Annotated in this window: 20 protein-coding genes and 1 tRNA gene; 10 read left to right on the forward strand and 11 right to left on the reverse strand. The window is 62.2% G+C overall.

Going from position 1 to position 16,653, the window contains the following annotated elements:
- Window positions 1-99: 99 nt before the first annotated feature.
- Entirely contained in the window at window positions 100-921 is an 822-nt protein-coding gene (gene bhcR / locus P9272_RS21065; protein ID WP_041006435.1) for an HTH-type transcriptional regulator BhcR, read from the forward strand.
- On the opposite strand, the gene P9272_RS21070 is transcribed toward bhcR, so the two are convergent.
- Window positions 918-1,112 (reverse strand): hypothetical protein, encoded by a 195-nt coding sequence (locus P9272_RS21070; protein ID WP_278162020.1) that lies wholly within the window; start codon window positions 1,110-1,112, stop codon window positions 918-920. The two genes, bhcR and P9272_RS21070, sit on opposite strands and share 4 nt — an antisense overlap.
- A gap of 365 nt (window positions 1,113-1,477) precedes the next feature.
- Between P9272_RS21070 and P9272_RS21075 the strand changes: the two genes are divergently transcribed.
- Window positions 1,478-1,834, forward strand: a complete 357-nt coding sequence (locus tag P9272_RS21075; RefSeq protein ID WP_278162022.1) for a hypothetical protein — start codon at window positions 1,478-1,480, stop codon at window positions 1,832-1,834.
- 129 nt (window positions 1,835-1,963) lie between these two features.
- Here the strand turns inward: P9272_RS21075 and P9272_RS21080 are convergent, their stop codons facing one another.
- Together P9272_RS21080 and P9272_RS21085 are read right to left on the reverse strand one after the other, a co-directional pair.
- Window positions 1,964-2,278, reverse strand: coding sequence for a BA14K family protein (locus tag P9272_RS21080; RefSeq protein WP_128260868.1), 315 nt, complete (start codon window positions 2,276-2,278; stop codon window positions 1,964-1,966).
- A 287-nt stretch (window positions 2,279-2,565) separates the two neighbouring features.
- On the reverse strand, window positions 2,566-2,733 hold the full coding sequence (locus tag P9272_RS21085; protein WP_128260867.1) for a hypothetical protein: 168 nt from the start codon (window positions 2,731-2,733) through the stop codon (window positions 2,566-2,568).
- A gap of 152 nt (window positions 2,734-2,885) precedes the next feature.
- Here P9272_RS21085 and P9272_RS21090 point away from each other — a divergent pair.
- A tRNA-Thr gene (locus tag P9272_RS21090) sits at window positions 2,886-2,961 on the forward strand.
- A 105-nt stretch (window positions 2,962-3,066) separates the two neighbouring features.
- On the opposite strand, the gene P9272_RS21095 is transcribed toward P9272_RS21090, so the two are convergent.
- Both P9272_RS21095 and P9272_RS21100 read right to left on the reverse strand, forming a co-directional pair.
- Complete coding sequence (locus tag P9272_RS21095) at window positions 3,067-3,687, reverse strand: DUF2569 family protein (RefSeq protein WP_278162025.1); 621 nt, start codon at window positions 3,685-3,687, stop codon at window positions 3,067-3,069.
- Window positions 3,688-3,768: 81 nt separating this feature from the next.
- Window positions 3,769-4,383: a TetR/AcrR family transcriptional regulator gene (locus tag P9272_RS21100; protein WP_128260865.1), complete on the reverse strand. Its 615-nt coding sequence runs from the start codon at window positions 4,381-4,383 to the stop codon at window positions 3,769-3,771.
- A gap of 93 nt (window positions 4,384-4,476) precedes the next feature.
- On the opposite strand from P9272_RS21100, the gene P9272_RS21105 reads away from it, so the two are divergent.
- From P9272_RS21105 to P9272_RS21135, 7 genes are all read left to right on the forward strand, one after another.
- Window positions 4,477-5,559: a spermidine/putrescine ABC transporter substrate-binding protein gene (locus P9272_RS21105; RefSeq protein WP_278162027.1), complete on the forward strand. Its 1,083-nt coding sequence runs from the start codon at window positions 4,477-4,479 to the stop codon at window positions 5,557-5,559.
- 8 nt (window positions 5,560-5,567) lie between these two features.
- Window positions 5,568-6,413, forward strand: a complete 846-nt coding sequence (locus P9272_RS21110; RefSeq protein ID WP_278162029.1) for an ABC transporter permease — start codon at window positions 5,568-5,570, stop codon at window positions 6,411-6,413.
- Window positions 6,414-6,415: 2 nt separating this feature from the next.
- Window positions 6,416-7,198 carry an ABC transporter permease gene (locus P9272_RS21115; RefSeq protein WP_128260862.1) on the forward strand — a complete coding sequence of 261 codons (783 nt, stop codon included), beginning with the start codon at window positions 6,416-6,418 and terminating at the stop codon, window positions 7,196-7,198.
- Window positions 7,195-8,259, forward strand: coding sequence for an ABC transporter ATP-binding protein (locus P9272_RS21120; protein WP_278162032.1), 1,065 nt, complete (start codon window positions 7,195-7,197; stop codon window positions 8,257-8,259). Before P9272_RS21115 ends, P9272_RS21120 begins: the two co-directional genes overlap by 4 nt.
- Before the next feature lie 3 nt (window positions 8,260-8,262).
- Complete coding sequence (locus P9272_RS21125; RefSeq protein WP_278162033.1) at window positions 8,263-9,021, forward strand: MBL fold metallo-hydrolase; 759 nt, start codon at window positions 8,263-8,265, stop codon at window positions 9,019-9,021.
- 427 nt (window positions 9,022-9,448) lie between these two features.
- Window positions 9,449-10,222: an NAD kinase gene (locus P9272_RS21130; RefSeq protein WP_278162035.1), complete on the forward strand. Its 774-nt coding sequence runs from the start codon at window positions 9,449-9,451 to the stop codon at window positions 10,220-10,222.
- Window positions 10,223-10,515: 293 nt separating this feature from the next.
- Window positions 10,516-12,066 carry a DEAD/DEAH box helicase gene (locus tag P9272_RS21135; protein WP_278162037.1) on the forward strand — a complete coding sequence of 517 codons (1,551 nt, stop codon included), beginning with the start codon at window positions 10,516-10,518 and terminating at the stop codon, window positions 12,064-12,066.
- 79 nt (window positions 12,067-12,145) lie between these two features.
- Here the strand turns inward: P9272_RS21135 and P9272_RS21140 are convergent, their stop codons facing one another.
- From P9272_RS21140 to prfB, 6 genes are all read right to left on the reverse strand, one after another.
- Window positions 12,146-12,754 carry a hypothetical protein gene (locus P9272_RS21140; RefSeq protein ID WP_278162039.1) on the reverse strand — a complete coding sequence of 203 codons (609 nt, stop codon included), beginning with the start codon at window positions 12,752-12,754 and terminating at the stop codon, window positions 12,146-12,148.
- A 252-nt stretch (window positions 12,755-13,006) separates the two neighbouring features.
- Window positions 13,007-13,657 (reverse strand): OmpA family protein, encoded by a 651-nt coding sequence (locus P9272_RS21145; protein ID WP_128260855.1) that lies wholly within the window; start codon window positions 13,655-13,657, stop codon window positions 13,007-13,009.
- A 135-nt stretch (window positions 13,658-13,792) separates the two neighbouring features.
- A complete protein-coding gene (locus P9272_RS21150; RefSeq protein ID WP_278162042.1) occupies window positions 13,793-14,161 on the reverse strand; it encodes a GFA family protein in 369 nt (122 codons plus the stop codon).
- 252 nt (window positions 14,162-14,413) lie between these two features.
- Window positions 14,414-14,791, reverse strand: a complete 378-nt coding sequence (locus P9272_RS21155) for a hypothetical protein (RefSeq protein ID WP_278162044.1) — start codon at window positions 14,789-14,791, stop codon at window positions 14,414-14,416.
- A 298-nt stretch (window positions 14,792-15,089) separates the two neighbouring features.
- Window positions 15,090-15,506, reverse strand: coding sequence for a GFA family protein (locus P9272_RS21160; RefSeq protein WP_278162045.1), 417 nt, complete (start codon window positions 15,504-15,506; stop codon window positions 15,090-15,092).
- A 15-nt stretch (window positions 15,507-15,521) separates the two neighbouring features.
- Window positions 15,522-16,653, reverse strand: a protein-coding gene (prfB, locus tag P9272_RS21165) for a peptide chain release factor 2 (protein WP_128260880.1) whose coding sequence is annotated in 2 segments (ribosomal slippage) — window positions 15,522-16,586 and window positions 16,588-16,653 — 1,131 coding nt in all. Because the reading frame shifts where the segments join, the coding sequence is not laid out codon by codon here.

The raw sequence follows: 16,653 nt of genomic DNA on the forward strand, positions 1-16,653 counted from the left end.
TGATTTCACACCGCTTTTCGTTTTCCAGAAAATTCACTGCAGCAATGACTGAAAAACTTTTTCATTGCGTCCAAGCGCAAATCGTCGAGAATGCCGCCCATGGAAACGACGGAAAAACGCCAGCGCGGCAGGCCGCGCGCCTTTAATGGTCCCTCCGAAGCGGCGTCGGTGCAGTCGCTCGACCGCGCGCTGCGGATCCTCGCGATCGTCGCCGAGGCCAGCGGCCTGTCGCTGAGCGAGATCGCGGCGCAAAGCGGCATCGCCGCCTCCACCGCCTATCGCATGCTGACCACGCTGGAGAACCACGGCATGGTCGAGTTCGACACGACCGACCAGCTCTGGTCGGTCGGGGTCGAAACCTACCGCATGGGTGCTGCCTTCCTGCGCCGCAGAAAGCTCGTCGACCGCGCCCGCATCGTCATGCAGGAACTGATGGAAAAGACTGGCGAAACGGCCAATCTGGGTGTCGCCGAGGACGATTGTGTCGTCTTCGTCAGCCAGGTTGAGACGCACCAGGCAATTCGCGCCTTCTTCCGGCCGGGCACACGCAGCCCCTTCCATGCTTCGGGCATAGGCAAGGCGGTGCTCGCGCATCTCGAGCCGGAGCGGGTCGCGGCGATCCTGCGAAAGGCAGGTTTGCAGCGCTACACCGACAAGACGCTGTCCGATATCTCGGCGCTCGCCCATGATCTCGCCACCATCAAGCATCGCGGCTGGTCGGTCGATGACGAGGAACGCCATCCCGGCATGCGCTGCGTGGCCGCGGCCATCTTCAACGAATATGGCGAGCCGATCGGCGGCGTTTCGGTGTCCGGGCCGACGGTGCGGGTCACGCCTGAACGCCTGGCCGAGATCGGCCCGCTGGTGCGCGACGCCGCGGTCGAGGTGACGAAGATGATCGGCGGCGTGAAAGCGTATTAGGACGCGCCCGGCAAGGCGCTCTTGGCCGCCACCTCGAAGAAGTCGAGCAGGATCGCCATCCCGACGCCGCAGGCCGCCAGGATGAGGTCGGCGATGAATATCCGACTTGCGCGATCATGAATGCTTCGCTGCAGGGATTTGATGTCGAGCAGGATGGCAAGCGCCCGGATCTGCAGCGCGATGCCGACCAAGATTGGCAGGACGGCAATCAGATGGTAGGTCTACCATGGGATCGGGCTCGCCGCCCAATGCGTGATGAAGCCCAGCGAAAACGCAAGCAGGAGGGCCGACGATGGTGATGATGCCGTTGCGGAAAACCGGCTCGACCCGTTCTTCCTTGGGATGCTGCTCGTCTATGGCACCCTCCTTGGCGCCAAAGGCAGACTAAACGCTTGCAAAATCGCTGTACATCGCTGGTTGCCTGGCAGGAGCCTACCCGGCACAGCCAGGCCGGACGACGGACTGGACCGCCTTGCCGGGGTGTCCGGATGCATGCGAAAGGGCACGTATGCGGAAAACAGCTTTCCTTCTGCCCGTCGCTTCCCTTTGCGGATGCGTGGCGGCGGCACCGGTGCCGGTCGACCCCACCGGCAGCCCCAGTAGCAACCCGCTCGTCGATCCCGTTCCGATCTCGCTGGCCCTGGAGGAGATCATCACGGCCGGCGTCCGCCAGCACCTGAAGAACCCGCTCGGCGCCAAGTTCGGAACGATGCTTGCCGGCGAGCGCGGTTTGAACGGCCGCCAGGAGATCGTTGTGTGCGGCTATGTCGACGACAAGGGTTCTTCCGGGGGTAACGAGCCTTTCATCGGTAAGGTCTATCCCGATGCCGGGAACAGTTTCGAGCTCGTCGCGATAAACGACGCCTCGGTGAGCGGCGCCTGCAAGGCGGTCGGACTGGCGATGCCGAGCTGAAGCCCAATGCCTAAATCGGTCGAGGCAGGAGAGTTATCCGCTTCAAATCAAACCAATCAGGCTACTGTCTAAAGCTAAAACACGAGAAAAGGGGCCGCGTGAAGCCCCTCTTTCGTGGTCCGCCCTTTCTTACAGATGGCAATAGTGCGGGTAACCGTCGTAGCCGATATAGGTGTTCGTTTCCGGGTCATAGCTACCGTAGCGGGCCATGCAGCGGCGAACATGCCAGGAACCGTCGTAGCCGTCTTCCTCCACATAGACCGGGCGCGGCTGCTGCTGGGATAGCAGGCTGCCGAGGACGAAGCCGCCGACGCCGGCGGCAATGCCGATGCCGAGCTCCCGATTGTGATGGTTGTGAGCAGCCGAAGGCTGGACGGTACCGACGAGCGAGCCGGCGGCGACGGTCGTGGCGATGAGGCCCGAAACGATGGTGCGCTTGAACATGACGATCTCCTGGGTTTCGTTGGAGAGGCGAACCATCCGCCTCTTGACCATGGGTCGCGGCGGGCCGCAAAAAGGTTCGAAGATTTTTCGCGATTTTTTCGCCGGCGATTTTGCCAGGCTTCAGCCGTGGGTTGGGCCGTTCCTCGGAATGCAAAGAAGGGCGGCTCGAGCCGCCACTTTGAAGACGTCTCGCCAAAGGAAGATGATCACTTCGCCGTGGTGGTGGGTTCGAGGTAGGGAACTTGAAGCTCAGCTACTGCCTACTGCCTAGTCCCTGCTCACTCCCCTCACCCCATTCCCGTGACATGCCTCAGCCAAAAGGCCAGCACGATGAAGCCGATGAAGGTGGCAACGCCGGTCCAGTCGATATTGGCCTTCTTCAGGTCGCTGACGACCTTCACCAGGAGAAGCCAGGTCACGACGATGAGCGGCAGGACGATGACGAATCTGATCATGCGGCACCCCGTTCGATGCGATTGCACGCTGGCGGGGATATAGGAAGCGGCGCGCCGCTTTTCAGCAGGTTGGCAAAGCCACGGCATCCATTGGCAACCCAAAACGGAGTTTTGTCTTTACTGGCGCACGAAATATGCTACCGGAGCGCCGTGCCCTTGTAGCTCAGCTGGTAGAGCAGCGGTTTTGTAAACCGAAGGTCGCGGGTTCGATCCCTGCCGGGGGCACCATCCTTCGCTCTTCCAGCTTCGACGGATCACCCGAACGAGTGTCCACCGAAGCCTTGACGAAGGAGGACCGCCGGCACCCATGCGACGAGCCGAGCTCCTCGCTCCTCACTGAAAGGCAGTCCCGATCTCTGCGGTTGCCGCGGCCTTATCGAACGTGTTTCTCACCCGGATGGATCTGTAGACATAGGCGACCCAAATGCCCGTGAGGGCGAAGGATACTATGACCGCGACCAGCGCATCCGCTGCAAGGATCTGGCTGATTGGAATGCCAAGAACAGTCGAAGTCCAAACTGCGTCGAGGATGAACACGACGGGAATCGCAATCCACTGACAAAGGAACAGCCCCTTGAAACGCGGGCTGCACCGCAGCATTGCGAAAAGAACGACCACCTGAAGCCCTGCAAACGCCAGCAACAGCACGATCTCGCCACAGACGGCCAAAGGGCCGTTGGGCAGCGGTATCAGCTGCTTGTAACCCTCGCTCGAGGAGAACAGCTCAGCTAGCGTGCGAAAAGGCGACAAAACTTGCCCGATCGCCAAGAGCATCAGCCAACCGCCGAATCCAACCAAATCGCTCGGATTCTGCGATGGCTTGCTCGCCGAGCGAAGGGCAAAAAAGACAGGCACGCCGATCAGCAGCAGCACGATCGCCCAGTGCCAGATCGAAAACGACCCCATTTGTCTTCCCGCCCCTTTGATGCCCTTAAAAGTTGTATCATATTTCAATTTCAACTCAAGAGCCAAGCAGGAGGCGGCCGCCTTGTTAATCCTTCAGGCGATAATGTCTCTTGCCTTCTGCTGACATCCTCACTCCCCAATCGCCGCCACCAGCACCCTATTCTGCCGCCGTATCGCTGCCCTCAGCTCCGGTATCCTTGCCTCGTCGCGCTTCACGAACTCGATGAACATCATGTTCATATTGTTGAAGATCAGTTCGCCCACCGCCGGCCCGTCGATGTCCGGGCGCACCAGGCCAATCTCCTGCAGGCGGGCGATCAGCGCGCTGATCTGCCTGGTCAGTTCCCGGTCGAGCGCGGTGTAGGCCTGGCCGAAGGGGCTGTCTGGCAGCTGCGTCGAGATCGCCATCGCCTGGCGCCACATCTCCTTGCTGAGATAATTCAGCGAGTGCTCGATATAGATGCCGATCAGCGTGTCCAGCGCGTCGCCCACATTGGCCGGCGGGCTGGCGACCACGCCGCGTCCAGCATTCAGTACCTCGTTCACCTCCATCGACACGATGGCGCCGAGGATGTCGCCCTTGTTCTGGTAGTAATTGTAGATGGTGCCAATCGAGACCTCGGCACGTGATGCGATCGCCTCGATCTTGGCGCCTTCATAGCCGGCTTCGCGAAACAGCGCGGTGGCCGCATCAATGATGCGGCGGTGCCGGTCCGCCTTCTGCCGTTCGCGCAATCCGCTCATATCGGCCTCTCTGCCACAAAATCATAATTGACTCAATTTTAGAATTGGTTCAACTTTTCTTCCAACAAGCCAGCAAGGCAGGGAGAACACTCGATGACCACCACCGCCCGGAATCCGCTTTCCAACCTGAAGTCCCATCTTTCCGCCGCCTGCGCGGGCGCGGCGCTGCTCATGGCGGCGGGCAGCGCCCAGGCCGCCGATCTCAATGCGCTGATCTGGTGCGACCACTCCGATCCGGCTCTGCTCGAGCCATTCGAGAAGGCCAACGACGTCAAGGTCAACGTCAAGGAATTCGAGGGCACCGGCGCGGGTCTGGCCATCGTCGACCAGTCGCAGCCCGGGGACTGGGACGTGATGGTGATCGACAGCACCGACGTGCCGCGCGGCGTCGAAAAGGGCCTGTTCGAGCCGCTGCCCGAGGACAAATTACCCTTCGCCGATCTCTTCCCGGAAGTGAAGATGGACAAGTCGACCATCGTCGACGGCAAGCGCTACGGCATCACCGAAAAATTCGGCTACAACACGATCGGTTTCAACAAAACCAAGGTCGACCCAGCTGACATGCAGTCGCTCACCTCGCTCACCAGTGACAAATACAAGGGCAAGGTCGCGATCTACGATTATTACCTGCCGGTGATCGGCATGGCGGCTTTGGCCATCGGCAAGAAGACCGCCGACCTCACCGGAGCCGACCTGCCGGCCCTGAAGGCCGAGCTCCTCAAGATGAAGGCAAACGCCAAGCTGGTCGGCGAGGTCACCGCCAGCCAGACGGCTCTCGCCACCGGCGAGGTCGATATCCTGGTCGGCGGCGGCGAGTGGGTGACGGCCGGCCTTGCCAAGGAGAACCCGGCGCTTGACTTCTCGATCCCGAAGGAAGGCGCGGTGCTGTGGTCGCAGTCGCTCGCCATGTTCAAGGATTCCAAGAACAAGGACATGGCGCTGAAGTTCATCCAGTACATACTGAGCCCGGAGGGCCAGGCGCGGCTTGCTACGTCCTCCTGCTACTGGGGGATGCCGGCGAACACCAAGGCCGCGCTGACCGACGAGCAGAAGAAGATTCTGCGCTTCGACGAGCAGCCGGGCTTCCTGGCCCGCGCCCAGGCCTATCCGGCGCCGAACGCCGATCTCGACAAGAAGATGCAGGACATGTGGACCGAGATGCTGCAGGCGCAGTAAATCGGCCGATGAGCGTTTTTGGAAGCAACTCGCGTGCCCTGCCCTGGGCGCTGGTCACGCCGGCGCTGGCATGGACTTGTGCTTTCTTCGTGCTGCCCTTCATCGCCATGGGGTTTTCCAGCCTCACGGCGCATGAAGGCGGCGGCTTCACTATAGCCAATTACAGCCAGTTCTTCACCGATCCCTCCTACTGGCGGGCGATGGTGAACTCGCTGGAGGTTACGGGAACCGTCACCGTGATCTCGATTCTGCTCGCCTATCCCTTCGCCTGGATCCTCGCCGAGATGGTGCCGGAGCGCTGGCAGCGGCTGGCGCTGATCCTGGCCGTGCTGCCGTTCTGGACGTCCTATGTCGTGCGCTCCTATTCCTGGCTCCTGGTGCTGGCGCAGAACGGCGTCGTCAACCGGGCGCTGACCGGCACCGGCCTTGTCGCCGAGCCGCTGCAGCTCGCCAACACTCGGCTAGCCACCGTCACCGGCTTCGTGCATTTCTTCGTCATGCTGCTGACGCTGACAATCTTCGCCAATCTCAAGCAGCTCAGCCCGAGCTACCGCAAGGCCGCCGCCGATCTCGGCGCCGGGCCGGTGCGCACCTTCCTGCATGTCGTGCTGCCGCTCACCCTGCCCGGCATCATGGTCGGCGCCTTCCTCACCTTCGTCCTCTGCATCGGCGACTACATCACGCCGCAGATTCTCGGCGGTAACAACGAGCTGGTCATGCCGCAGCTTGTCATGATGCAGATCGGCCGGCGCGGCGATTTCCCGCTGGCCTCGGCGCTTTCGATCATCCTGATGGCCGTGGTGACCATCGCCTATCTCGCCTGCGCGCGTTGGCTGAAGATCGAGCGGGCCTGATCATGCGCGCCCTCGTCCGCCTCACCGCCTGGCTTTACGCCATCGCCATCTATGGCTTCATCTTCCTGCCGGTGGTCGTGCTGGTGCTCTTCTCGCTGCAGGCGACCTCCTTCCCGATTCCGCCCTTCACCGGCCCGTCGCTGCGCTGGTATCAGGCGGTGCTTTCCGACGCGCGGCTGACCTCCGCGCTGGTCAACTCGCTGCTGGTGGCGGTGCTTTCTTCGCTCGCTTCGGTCACGCTCGGCTTCCTCTCGGCTTGGGGTTTTGCCCGTTTCGTGCTGCCGGGCTCGGCCTTCCTGCGCGGTCTGATCACGCTGCCGCTCACCGTTAGCTACCTGATCATCGGCATGGGGCTTTTGGTGCTGTTCAACTGGGCCGGCGTGCCGAAATCGCTTGTAGCGGCCGGCATCGGCCATGTCGTGATCAACCTGCCGCTCTGCTTCGCCATCATCTACAGCCAGATGGGCGATCACCAGATCAACATCGAGCGCGCCGCGCGCGACCTGGGCGCCGCCGAATGGAAGGTGCTCTTGATGATCACTGTGCCGGTGATGGCGCCGGCGATCTTCGCCGGCTTCTTCCTGTCGATGACCTTTTCCTGGGACGAGTTCGTCATCTCCTTCCTGCTTACCCGCTTCGAGACGACGCTGCCCGTGGAAATCTGGAACCTCTTGCGCTCCGGCCTCAACCCCAAGACCAATGCCGTCGGCTCGCTGGTCTTTGCCGTCTCCATCGTGCTGGTGGTGTTTTTCGAACTGACGCTGTTGCGGAGAAAGCCGGCATGAGCGCGCCCCTCGTCGACATCCGCAACGTCTCGCACCAGTTCGGCCAGCTGCCGGTGCTGAAGAACGTCTCGCTGGCGATCGACCCCGGCAGCTACACGATCCTGCTTGGGCCGTCGGGTTCCGGCAAGACGACGCTGCTGTCGATCCTTGGCGGCTTCGTCACGCCCAGCGAAGGCAAGGTGTTCATCCGGGGCGCGGACTGCACCGCCGTGCCGCCGGCCAAGCGCCCGACCACCACCGTGTTCCAGGATTATGCGCTGTTTCCGCATATGAGCGTCGGCGGCAATGTAGGTTTCGGCTTGCGCATGCAGGGTGTCGACGGCGCGACCCGGGCGGCGAAGGCGCGCGATGCGCTGGCTCTCGTCGGCCTGGCGGCCGCCTTCGACAAGAAGCCGCATCAGCTCTCCGGCGGCCAGCGGCAGCGCGTGGCGCTGGCCCGGGCACTTGTTATCGAGCCCGCGGTGCTGTTGCTCGACGAGCCGCTCGGCGCACTCGACCTAAAACTGCGCCGGCAGATGCAGGACGAATTGAAGGCGATCCAGAAGCGGGTCGGCACCGCTTTCGTCCATGTCACGCATGACCAGGAAGAGGCGATGGCGCTGGCCGACCATTGCGTGGTGATGAATGACGGCCGCATCGAGGACGAAGGGCCGCCCGAGCGCGTCTATGCGCGGCCGAAGACGCGCTTCTCGGCGACCTTCATGGGCGAAAGCACGATCCTGGCCGGCACCGTGACCGGAGCGGAGAACGGGATCGTCACGGCCTCGACGGCGGTCGGGCCGATTTCACTGCCCGGCGCCTCACCTGCCGGCGCCACGGTCGCGCTCGCGATCCGGCCCGAGCACCTGGTTCTCACCGAAGCGAAAGGCAATGTCGCGCTCGGCGCCGCCGAGGTCGGCGACGTCGTCTTCCAGGGCAGCTTCAAGCGCGTGCTGGCCACGTCGACGCTGGATCCGGCACTGCAGTTCATCGCCAAGACTTCCGCTTCCGCCACCGTTCAGGCAGGCGACACGATAGCGGTTTCATGCAACGCTCAAGACATCATCCTGCTGGCGGACTGATCCATGGGCATGCTTCCGGTCATCGAGGCTCCGGACTGGTACGAAACAATCCGCATGGGCGACGACGTCACGCTCATCCATGAGCCGTGGATAAAACCGTTCTTCCGCTGCAACATCTGGCATGTGCGCGGGCGCGACCGCGACCTGTTGTTCGACACCGGCCTCGGCCATTTCAGCCTGAGAAACCATGTGCCGCTGGTCACCGAGCGCAAGCTCACCTGTGTCGCCAGCCACACCCATTTCGACCATATCGGCTGTCATCACGAGTTCCCGTATCGCTGCGTGCATTCGGCGGAAGCTGCAATCCTCGCCGATCCGCGCAACGAATGGACGGTGGCGGACCGTTACGCCAATGAGGAGATGTTCGATCGTTTGCCTCGGGGATGGGACAGGGCACGCTACAGTATCCCGCCGGCCCCCGCCGGCCAACTGCTTGAGCATGGCGACGTGATTGATCTCGGCGATCGCGCCTTCGAGGTCATCCACACGCCGGGTCACTCGCCGGGCGGCATCGCTCTGTACGAGAAAAAGACCGGCATCCTGCTGTCGGGCGACATCGTCTATGATGGACCGCTGATCGACGACGTCTACCACTCCGATATCGATGACTATGTCGACACACTGCTGGCCCTGCGCGAGCTCGATGTCTCGGTCGTGCATGGCGGCCATTTCCCGAGCTTCGGCAAGGTGCGCTACCGGCAACTCATCGACGAATATGTCGCGGGCAAACGCAAAGCGGGCTGCCACCTGCAGGGCGGCTGAACGATGAGGGGAAGCGAAGCCTACAGCGCCCGTTGCGGGCAAGGCGTTCCCGTGGCGTCACCGCAACGGGACACTGTCGGCTGCGGCCGCTGGCTCATCTCTTCCGACTGACGCACGAGTTCCGCGAACATCAGCGCGAAACTTCCCATCATCAGGAAGACTATGATCAGACGCGTTACCGGCAATAGACAGGTCTCTCGACTGGCCAGCCCCCGCCAACCCATCCACTGTCGGCTAACATGATCGATCCGGCTTTACGAGTGTTTAAGCTTCCTCTTAACCATTGTGGCCATCACATTCATGTCGCGGCTGTCACGAAGCGCGATTGCCGGGTGGGCCAGCCGGCCGCTGCGCCCTTCACAGATACAGGCGACGCATGCTACGCCGTCGCCGGCGCGGCCCCGCAGATGGTCGCCCTCCGGGAGCCATGAGCAAAGCCGCCAGCCGTTTCGCCTTCGTCTCTTCCGACACTGACGACGCCCGGGCAGCGTTGCAGAGCCTGTCGTCGCGCTATGGCCAGATATCGGTTGCCGAGGCCGACATCATCGTGGCTTTGGGCGGCGATGGCTTCCTGCTGCAGACGCTGCGCGACACGATGAGCACCGGCAAGAAGGTCTACGGCATGAACCGTGGCACCATTGGCTTCCTGATGAACGAGTATCGCGCCGGTGGTCTCGAGGAACGCGTCGCCGCCGCGGTCGCCGAGACGATCCGTCCGCTGGAAATGGCCGCAGTGACGCATGACGGCGAATCCGTTTTGGCGCTGGCCATCAACGAAGTGGCACTGTGGCGACAGTCCTACCAGACGGCGAAGATCCGCATCACCATCGACGGCCAGGTGCGGCTGGAGGAGCTGAACTGCGACGGCGTCATGATCGCCACCCCCGCCGGCTCTACGGCCTATAATCTGTCGGCTCACGGGCCGATCCTGCCGCTCGATGCGCCGCTCCTGGCATTGACGCCCGTCAGCCCTTTCCGGCCGCGCCGCTGGCGCGGGGCGCTGCTGTCCAACAAGGCGACCGTGCGTTTCGACATACTGGAAGCCGAAAAGCGTCCGGTGAATGCCGCCGCGGACCATACCGAGGTCAAAGCGGTGGCCTCGGTCACCGTGCGGGAATCGCCGACGGCTACGGCAACTTTGCTGTTCGATCCGAACCATTCCTGGAATGAACGCATCCTTGCCGAGCAGTTCCGATACTGAGCCGGCGCAACGATTCTGGTTCGATCAATGCATGTCGCTCAAAAGTGCGAAGCGGTTTTGGGAAAACGACATGCATCAAGCAAAGACTTGAAGCGCGTAGCCTGATTCCGTTTCAACGCGACGCGCTTTAAGCATCGCGATTAAGGTTACGTTTTCACAATCACCGGGATTCGCGGCTGTTTCTGTTGACAAATCGCGGACTTGCGCCTAACTGCAACCGCGATCTCGCAGGCGCGTGGCGCCTGCCGCAACACGCGTTGCGATTTCCCGAACCAGCCAAAGACAACAAACACTTGTCCTCAGACATCACGACCGCTCAAGAAGCGTTGACATTTTCAGACCTCGGCCTTTCGCCCAAGGTCCTCTCCGCAGTCTCAGATGCCGGCTACACCAAGCCGACTCCGATCCAGGCCGGCGCCATCCCGCATGCGCTGCTCGGCAAGGATGTGCTGGGCATCGCCCAGACCGGCACCGGCAAGACCGCTTCCTTCGTGCTGCCGATGCTGACCCGCCTGGAAAAAGGCCGGGCACGCGCCCGCATGCCGCGTACGCTGATCCTCGAGCCGACGCGCGAGCTCGCCGCGCAGGTCGAGGAAAACTTCATCAAATACGGCAAGAACCACAAGCTCAACATCGCGCTTCTGATCGGCGGCGTCTCCTTCGATGAGCAGGACAAGAAGCTTGAACGTGGCGCCGATGTGCTGATCGCAACGCCCGGCCGCCTGCTTGACCACCGCGAGCGCGGCAAGCTCCTGCTCAATGGCGTAGAGATCCTCGTCATCGACGAAGCGGACCGCATGCTCGACATGGGCTTCATTCCCGACATCGAGCGCATTTGCGAGATGATCCCGTTCACGCGCCAGACGCTGTTCTTCTCGGCGACGATGCCGCCGGAGATCACTAAGCTCACCGAGAAATTCCTGCATGCGCCGGTACGGGTGGAAGTCTCGAAGGCTGCATCCACCGCGACCAGCATCACGCAGCGCCTGGTGAAATCCGGCAAGAAGCCGTGGGAGAAGCGCGAGACGCTGCGCAATCTGATCAAGGCCGAAGACGCCGACCTGAAGAACGCCATCATCTTCTGTAACCGCAAGGTCGAAGTGTCGGAGCTGTTCCGCTCTCTGCTGAAGCATGATTTCGATGCCGGCGCGCTGCATGGCGACATGGACCAGCGTGCGCGCATGCAGATGCTCAACAATTTTCGCGACGGCAAGCTACGCTATCTCGTTGCCTCGGACGTCGCCGCGCGCGGCCTCGACATTCCCGATGTCAGCCACGTTTTCAACTACGACGTGCCGATCCATGCCGAGGACTATGTCCACCGCATCGGCCGCACCGGCCGCGCCGGGCGCGCGGGCAAGTCCTTCACCATCACCACGCGCGCCGACACCAAATATGTCGACGCCATCGAGAGGCTGATCGGAACCAAGATCGAATGGCATGACGGTGACCTGTCGACCGTGACCGAGAGCGAGGGCGAGGAGCAGCCGCGCCGTGGCCGCGGCGCGCCTCGCCGGGCCGGCCGCAAGGACGACGACCGCAAGGACGATCGAAAAGAAGGCGGCGAGCGCCGGAAGGACCGTCACGCCAAGCGCGACGAGGCTCCTGAAGCCGTGCGCGACGAGCAGCCGATCGCCGAAGTGGCCGATATCGCTGAACGCCGCGCCCGCAAGGATGCGATCCGTTCCGAGAACGAGCGCAAGGGCTCCGGCAACCGTCAGGAACAGCGCGGCGATGCCCGCCCGCAGCGCGACCGCCCGGGCCGCCATCGCGAGGAAGACGACGCGACCGTCGGTTTCGGCGACGACGTGCCGGCCTTTATGCGGATCGTCGCGAAAGTCTGAGGCTTCCCGCCAGTACGAGCAGGAATGAAAACGGCCCCAAACAGGGCCGTTTCTTTTTAAGCTGCTTGCTCACCCTGTCCTACATTGGACCAGGCATCATCTTGGTCGGCTTCTCCAGCATCGGGAACTCGGCCTTGGTGCATTTCACCTTGGGATTCGTGGGGGTGAACATGCCGTTCGGATTGTCCCTGAACAGCCAGGCATGCAGGTCGTAGTGGACAAACTCCCTCGGGATGAGCGGATAATGTCCTTCCATCGGCCCCATGAATTTCTGGCCGAACAACGTCGGAACCTCCTTCACGTCCGGCGTCAACGGCACCAGCCATTCCACACCAACCAGCTTCAGGCCTTTGCCGGTCGGCTCGTAGATCAGGACGTTGGGCTTCATCGGGTCGAGCGGTTTGCCGATGCTCGGGACGTTGACAAAATGGATCCCCATGGCCCCTTTCGGATAGTACATCGCGCCGTCTATCTTCTCGCCAGCATAGTAGACGCAGCCTTCGGTCGACAAATAGAGGTCGCGGATGGCGGCCGTGTAATCTTCATATTTGGCCAGCGATTTCTTCAGGGCTTCGATGTCGACCTTGTTGGCGTCCTCCGCCCGAGCCGTAGCCGCTCCGAGCCATGCGCCGATAAGGCCAGTCAAAACGAGGACGCCGCAGCGCCCGAGGCGAGCTGTTCTTTTCATGCATTCCTCCCAGATTCCCTTGATCTGGCCGTGCAAGACCGGGGCGGCAGATGCTGATTGCGCGGCCGTTTTGCCCGCCCCATCCCCTCTGGAACAGCAGGATGTTAGTCCTTTCCCTGGATTTGAAAAGCACGAATTAGGAAAAGCTAATGTCCTAAGACCTTCGACCCATCTTTGGACCGAGCCGACAAAAAAACGGCCCCGTACGGGACCGTTTTGCCTTGATGGCGCTGCGCTGTTGGCGCGGCCTTCTCAGGTGAGCGGCGACAGCTGGATTTCGACGCGCCGGTTCTGCTCGCGGCCGGCGGCCGTGGCATTCGATGCGATCGGACGCGTCTTGCCGAAGCCGGTCACCGCGAAGCGGCGCTGATCGACACCCTGGCCGGCCAGATAATTGGCGACGGCAAGCGCCCGGCGTTGCGACAGGTCGAAATTGTGCTGGTCGCCGCCGGTCGAATCGGTGTGGCCGAACACGTCCACCGTGGTCTGACGGAACTTCTTCAGCACCAGCGCGACCGAATTCAGCACCGGATAGAAGCCCGGCTTCACCGCGTCCTGGTCGACGTTGAAAGTGATGTCGGACGGCATGTTGAGGATGATCTGGTCGCCGCTGCGGGTGACGCTGACGCCGGTGCCCTGCAGCTGGCGGCGAAGCTCGGCCTCGTTCTGGTCCATGGTCGCCCCGATCGCGCCCCCTGCGAGCGCGCCGATGCCCGCGCCAATCAAGGCGTTGCGGCGGTCATTGCCGCCGGCGAGCAGACCAAGGCTGGCGCCTGCCAGGGCGCCAAGGCCGGCGCCGGCCGCCGTGTTGGAAATCTTCTGGTCGCCGGTATACGGATCGGTGGTGGTGCAGGCGCTCACCAGCACAGCCGTCGCCACGACGACGAGCACGGTCTTCTTCATGAGATTGGTCCCTCTCCAGTTCGCAGCCCTTGCGGCCACGCCAAATCAGCCCTTCCGCAGCCTTGTAGCATGAAATGCGGCGAAAAACGGAACGGGAATGCGGCCGCAAAACCCGTCGGCCGTTCTCGCTTCGCTCTACCACAGATTCTTGCCGTCGATGACCACCACCTCGACCTTGTCCACATCGAAATCGTCGAACAGCCGCGAATTCACGCTGATCTTGGGATTGTCGAAATCCGGCTTCCCGGTCGACCAGTCGGGCGTTTCGGTGAAGGTGCCGCAACCGCAAACGGCGCAGAAACCATGCTTCACGGTCTTCGAGCCCCATCGATAGAAGGAGACGTTCTCCGGCGGGCTTGTGAGCTTGAATTGCGACGGCACATAATAGGCCCACAGCGATCCCCGCTTGGAGCAAAACGAGCATGTGCATTGCGTCACCGTCTGCGGCGCCTCGGCGACCTCGAAGGTTGTCGCCTTGCAGTGGCAGCTACCTTTGATGGTCATGAACTCACCCCTCCGTTGTCCGCCGCGCCCGCTGCGGCAAAGCAACATAAAGAAGCCGTCCTGACAACCGTCTGTCGGCAAGGATAGAGACGTTCTACCGCTATGGGTCAGGCTTGCGCTTGGCCCTCTTCCGCAGCACCTTTAGCAGCCTGAAGCCGTCGCGATTCTTCGGATTCGCTCCATGTGCTTTAGGTCTTTGATGTTACCCATGTCTTTATCCCGAAACCGGTTCCCACTTTCGGGAGATATGCTTTAGTAAGAGGGCGGCGGCACGAATAGGCAGATGGTCTTGCCGGCGTCGAGCCCAGCTTGATGCGCGCACCAATGATATTCGCCGTCGGGCGAGTTCTTGACCCGCTTGTCGCTGTAGGCCACCACCTCGCCCGTGCCTTTTATGACATAGCCTTCGGGCCGCTCGCTGATCGATGACTGCGGCACTTCCTTGCAGTCGAAGTTGGCGCAACATGCAAAAGGGTACTTCCAGCCCTGCGGCATGGCCGCCGTGGGTTGTGCGTCGTGCGCGACGGCCGGCGGCGCCAGCACCGAGATGGCTCCAATTGCGAACAGGGAGAACAAAAGTCGGCCAGCCGGTCGAACGGCTTGGGCCGATCTTGATATGGCAGCAGACATCGAAACGTTCCTTTCGAGCATCAAGCGTTTCAGCTTGCCCGTTCCCGGAACGTGTCTTCCCAGTGGCCGGATCGTCAGTCGCAGTTTATGCCGCGTCCGGCCATAAATGCTTCTATCCCACAGCTCGGATGCTGAGCTGATTCCATAGCCAGCGCAAGAAGTGGGCGCGCCATGGCGACGCGCCGGGCTTCAAGCATCGGCGACGGAAAGGATGCGCAGACCTGGCTGGCAACAACCAGACCACGGCCTACGCCCAGGGTGCCTAAGAACGAAGTTCCGCCAACGGAGGTTCCGGCCTTCAGCCCTCGGCATGTTCACGATATTGCGGCAGGTCGTCTGTAATCGTGAACCACGGCGCCTTTGAACCGACGAAGATATGTGCGCTCGGCCGAATGCCTGGATCGTCCATCAGCGTCCCCATGGCGACATGGACGTAGGCGCCATCGCGGACCAACGAATAGACGAGCGAGCCGCAGTGGCCGCAATGCGCGTCATGGCCGTTTTCGTCGCCGTAGATCAGCAGCCTGTCGTCGCCAGTGGTGAGGCGGAACTTGTCGCGCCCGATGCCGGCGAAGGGCTTGAACGCCGACCCCGTCGTGCACCGGCAGTTGGAGCAGTGGCAGTTCGCGGCATAGACGAATTCGTCCGCCACTTCATAGTGGACGGCGCCGCAGAAGCATTTCCCGGTAAGTTTGCGCGTCACCGGCTCATCCATGCGGCGCCAGGTCTCCTAATCCAGGTCCGCCACCGCTTCGCCCGCGCCGCCCTCGATGCGATGGGAGAGCGAGGCTTCCATGAAATCGTCCAGGTCGCCGTCGAGCACGCTCGACGGCGAGGTGCTTTCAACGCCGGTGCGCAGATCCTTCACGAGCTGATAGGGCTGCAACACATAAGAGCGGATCTGGTGGCCCCAGCCGATGTCGCTCTTCGACGCCTCCGTGGCGTTGGCGACCGCCTCGCGCTTTTTCAGCTCTTCCTCGTAGAGGCGCGAGCGCAGCATTTCCCAGGCCTTGGCGCGGTTCTTGTGCTGCGAGCGCTCGGCCTGGCAGGCAACCGCGATGCCGGTCGCGAGATGGGTGATGCGGACCGCCGAGTCGGTGGTGTTGACGTGCTGGCCGCCCGAACCCGATGAACGATAGGTGTCGATGCGCACGTCGGCTTCGGAAACGTTGATCTCGATCGAGTCGTCGATTACGGGATAGACCCAGACGCTGGCGAAAGAGGTGTGGCGCCGCGCATTGCTGTCGTAAGGCGAGATGCGCACCAAGCGGTGGACGCCGGACTCGGTCTTCAGCCAGCCATAGGCGTTGTGGCCCTTGATCAGTACGGTGGCCGACTTGATGCCCGCCTCTTCGCCGTCATGGACTTCCAGCACCTCGACCTTGAAACGGCGGCGCTCGGCCCAGCGCGTGTACATGCGCAGGAGCATCGAAGCCCAGTCCTGGCTTTCGGTACCGCCTGCGCCGGCATGGATTTCGAGGTAGGTGTCGTTGGCGTCGGCTTCGCCGGAGAGCAGCGTCTCCACCTGCCGGGCCTTCGCTTCGCCCTGCATCGAGCGCAGCGCAGCCTCCGCTTCCGCGATGATGCCGTCGTCGCCCTCTTCCTCGCCGAGCTCGATCAGGCCGATATTGTCTTCCAGCGCCTGGGTCAGCCCCTTCACGGCGGCGATACCGTCCTCCAGTCCCTGGCGCTCCCGCATCAGCTTCTGCGCTTCGATCGGATCATTCCAGAGGCTGGAATCCTCGGCGCGCGAATTCAGATATTCAAGCCGCTTTACAGCCTGATCCCAGTCAAAGATGCCTCCTCAGCAGGGTTATCGCCTGCCTGATCTCGTCGACAATGTTTTGCGTTTCCGCGCGCAT

It is taken from the genome of Mesorhizobium sp. WSM4976 (genome assembly GCF_029625685.1).
Lineage (GTDB): Bacteria > Pseudomonadota > Alphaproteobacteria > Rhizobiales > Rhizobiaceae > Mesorhizobium.

Coding starts and splice junctions, on each gene's coding strand:
- P9272_RS21120 (WP_278162032.1), top strand. CDS start 7,195: ATGAGCGCGCCCCTCGTCGACATCCGCAACGTCTCGCACCAGTTCGGC.
- P9272_RS21110 (WP_278162029.1), top strand. CDS start 5,568: ATGAGCGTTTTTGGAAGCAACTCGCGTGCCCTGCCCTGGGCGCTGGTC.
- P9272_RS21160 (WP_278162045.1), bottom strand. CDS start 15,506: ATGGATGAGCCGGTGACGCGCAAACTTACCGGGAAATGCTTCTGCGGC.
- P9272_RS21080 (WP_128260868.1), bottom strand. CDS start 2,278: ATGTTCAAGCGCACCATCGTTTCGGGCCTCATCGCCACGACCGTCGCC.
- P9272_RS21100 (WP_128260865.1), bottom strand. CDS start 4,383: ATGAGCGGATTGCGCGAACGGCAGAAGGCGGACCGGCACCGCCGCATC.
- P9272_RS21145 (WP_128260855.1), bottom strand. CDS start 13,657: ATGAAGAAGACCGTGCTCGTCGTCGTGGCGACGGCTGTGCTGGTGAGC.
- P9272_RS21085 (WP_128260867.1), bottom strand. CDS start 2,733: ATGATCAGATTCGTCATCGTCCTGCCGCTCATCGTCGTGACCTGGCTT.
- P9272_RS21140 (WP_278162039.1), bottom strand. CDS start 12,754: ATGAAAAGAACAGCTCGCCTCGGGCGCTGCGGCGTCCTCGTTTTGACT.
- P9272_RS21150 (WP_278162042.1), bottom strand. CDS start 14,161: ATGACCATCAAAGGTAGCTGCCACTGCAAGGCGACAACCTTCGAGGTC.
- P9272_RS21155 (WP_278162044.1), bottom strand. CDS start 14,791: ATGTCTGCTGCCATATCAAGATCGGCCCAAGCCGTTCGACCGGCTGGC.
- P9272_RS21105 (WP_278162027.1), top strand. CDS start 4,477: ATGACCACCACCGCCCGGAATCCGCTTTCCAACCTGAAGTCCCATCTT.
- bhcR (WP_041006435.1), top strand. CDS start 100: ATGGAAACGACGGAAAAACGCCAGCGCGGCAGGCCGCGCGCCTTTAAT.
- P9272_RS21130 (WP_278162035.1), top strand. CDS start 9,449: ATGAGCAAAGCCGCCAGCCGTTTCGCCTTCGTCTCTTCCGACACTGAC.
- P9272_RS21115 (WP_128260862.1), top strand. CDS start 6,416: ATGCGCGCCCTCGTCCGCCTCACCGCCTGGCTTTACGCCATCGCCATC.
- P9272_RS21125 (WP_278162033.1), top strand. CDS start 8,263: ATGGGCATGCTTCCGGTCATCGAGGCTCCGGACTGGTACGAAACAATC.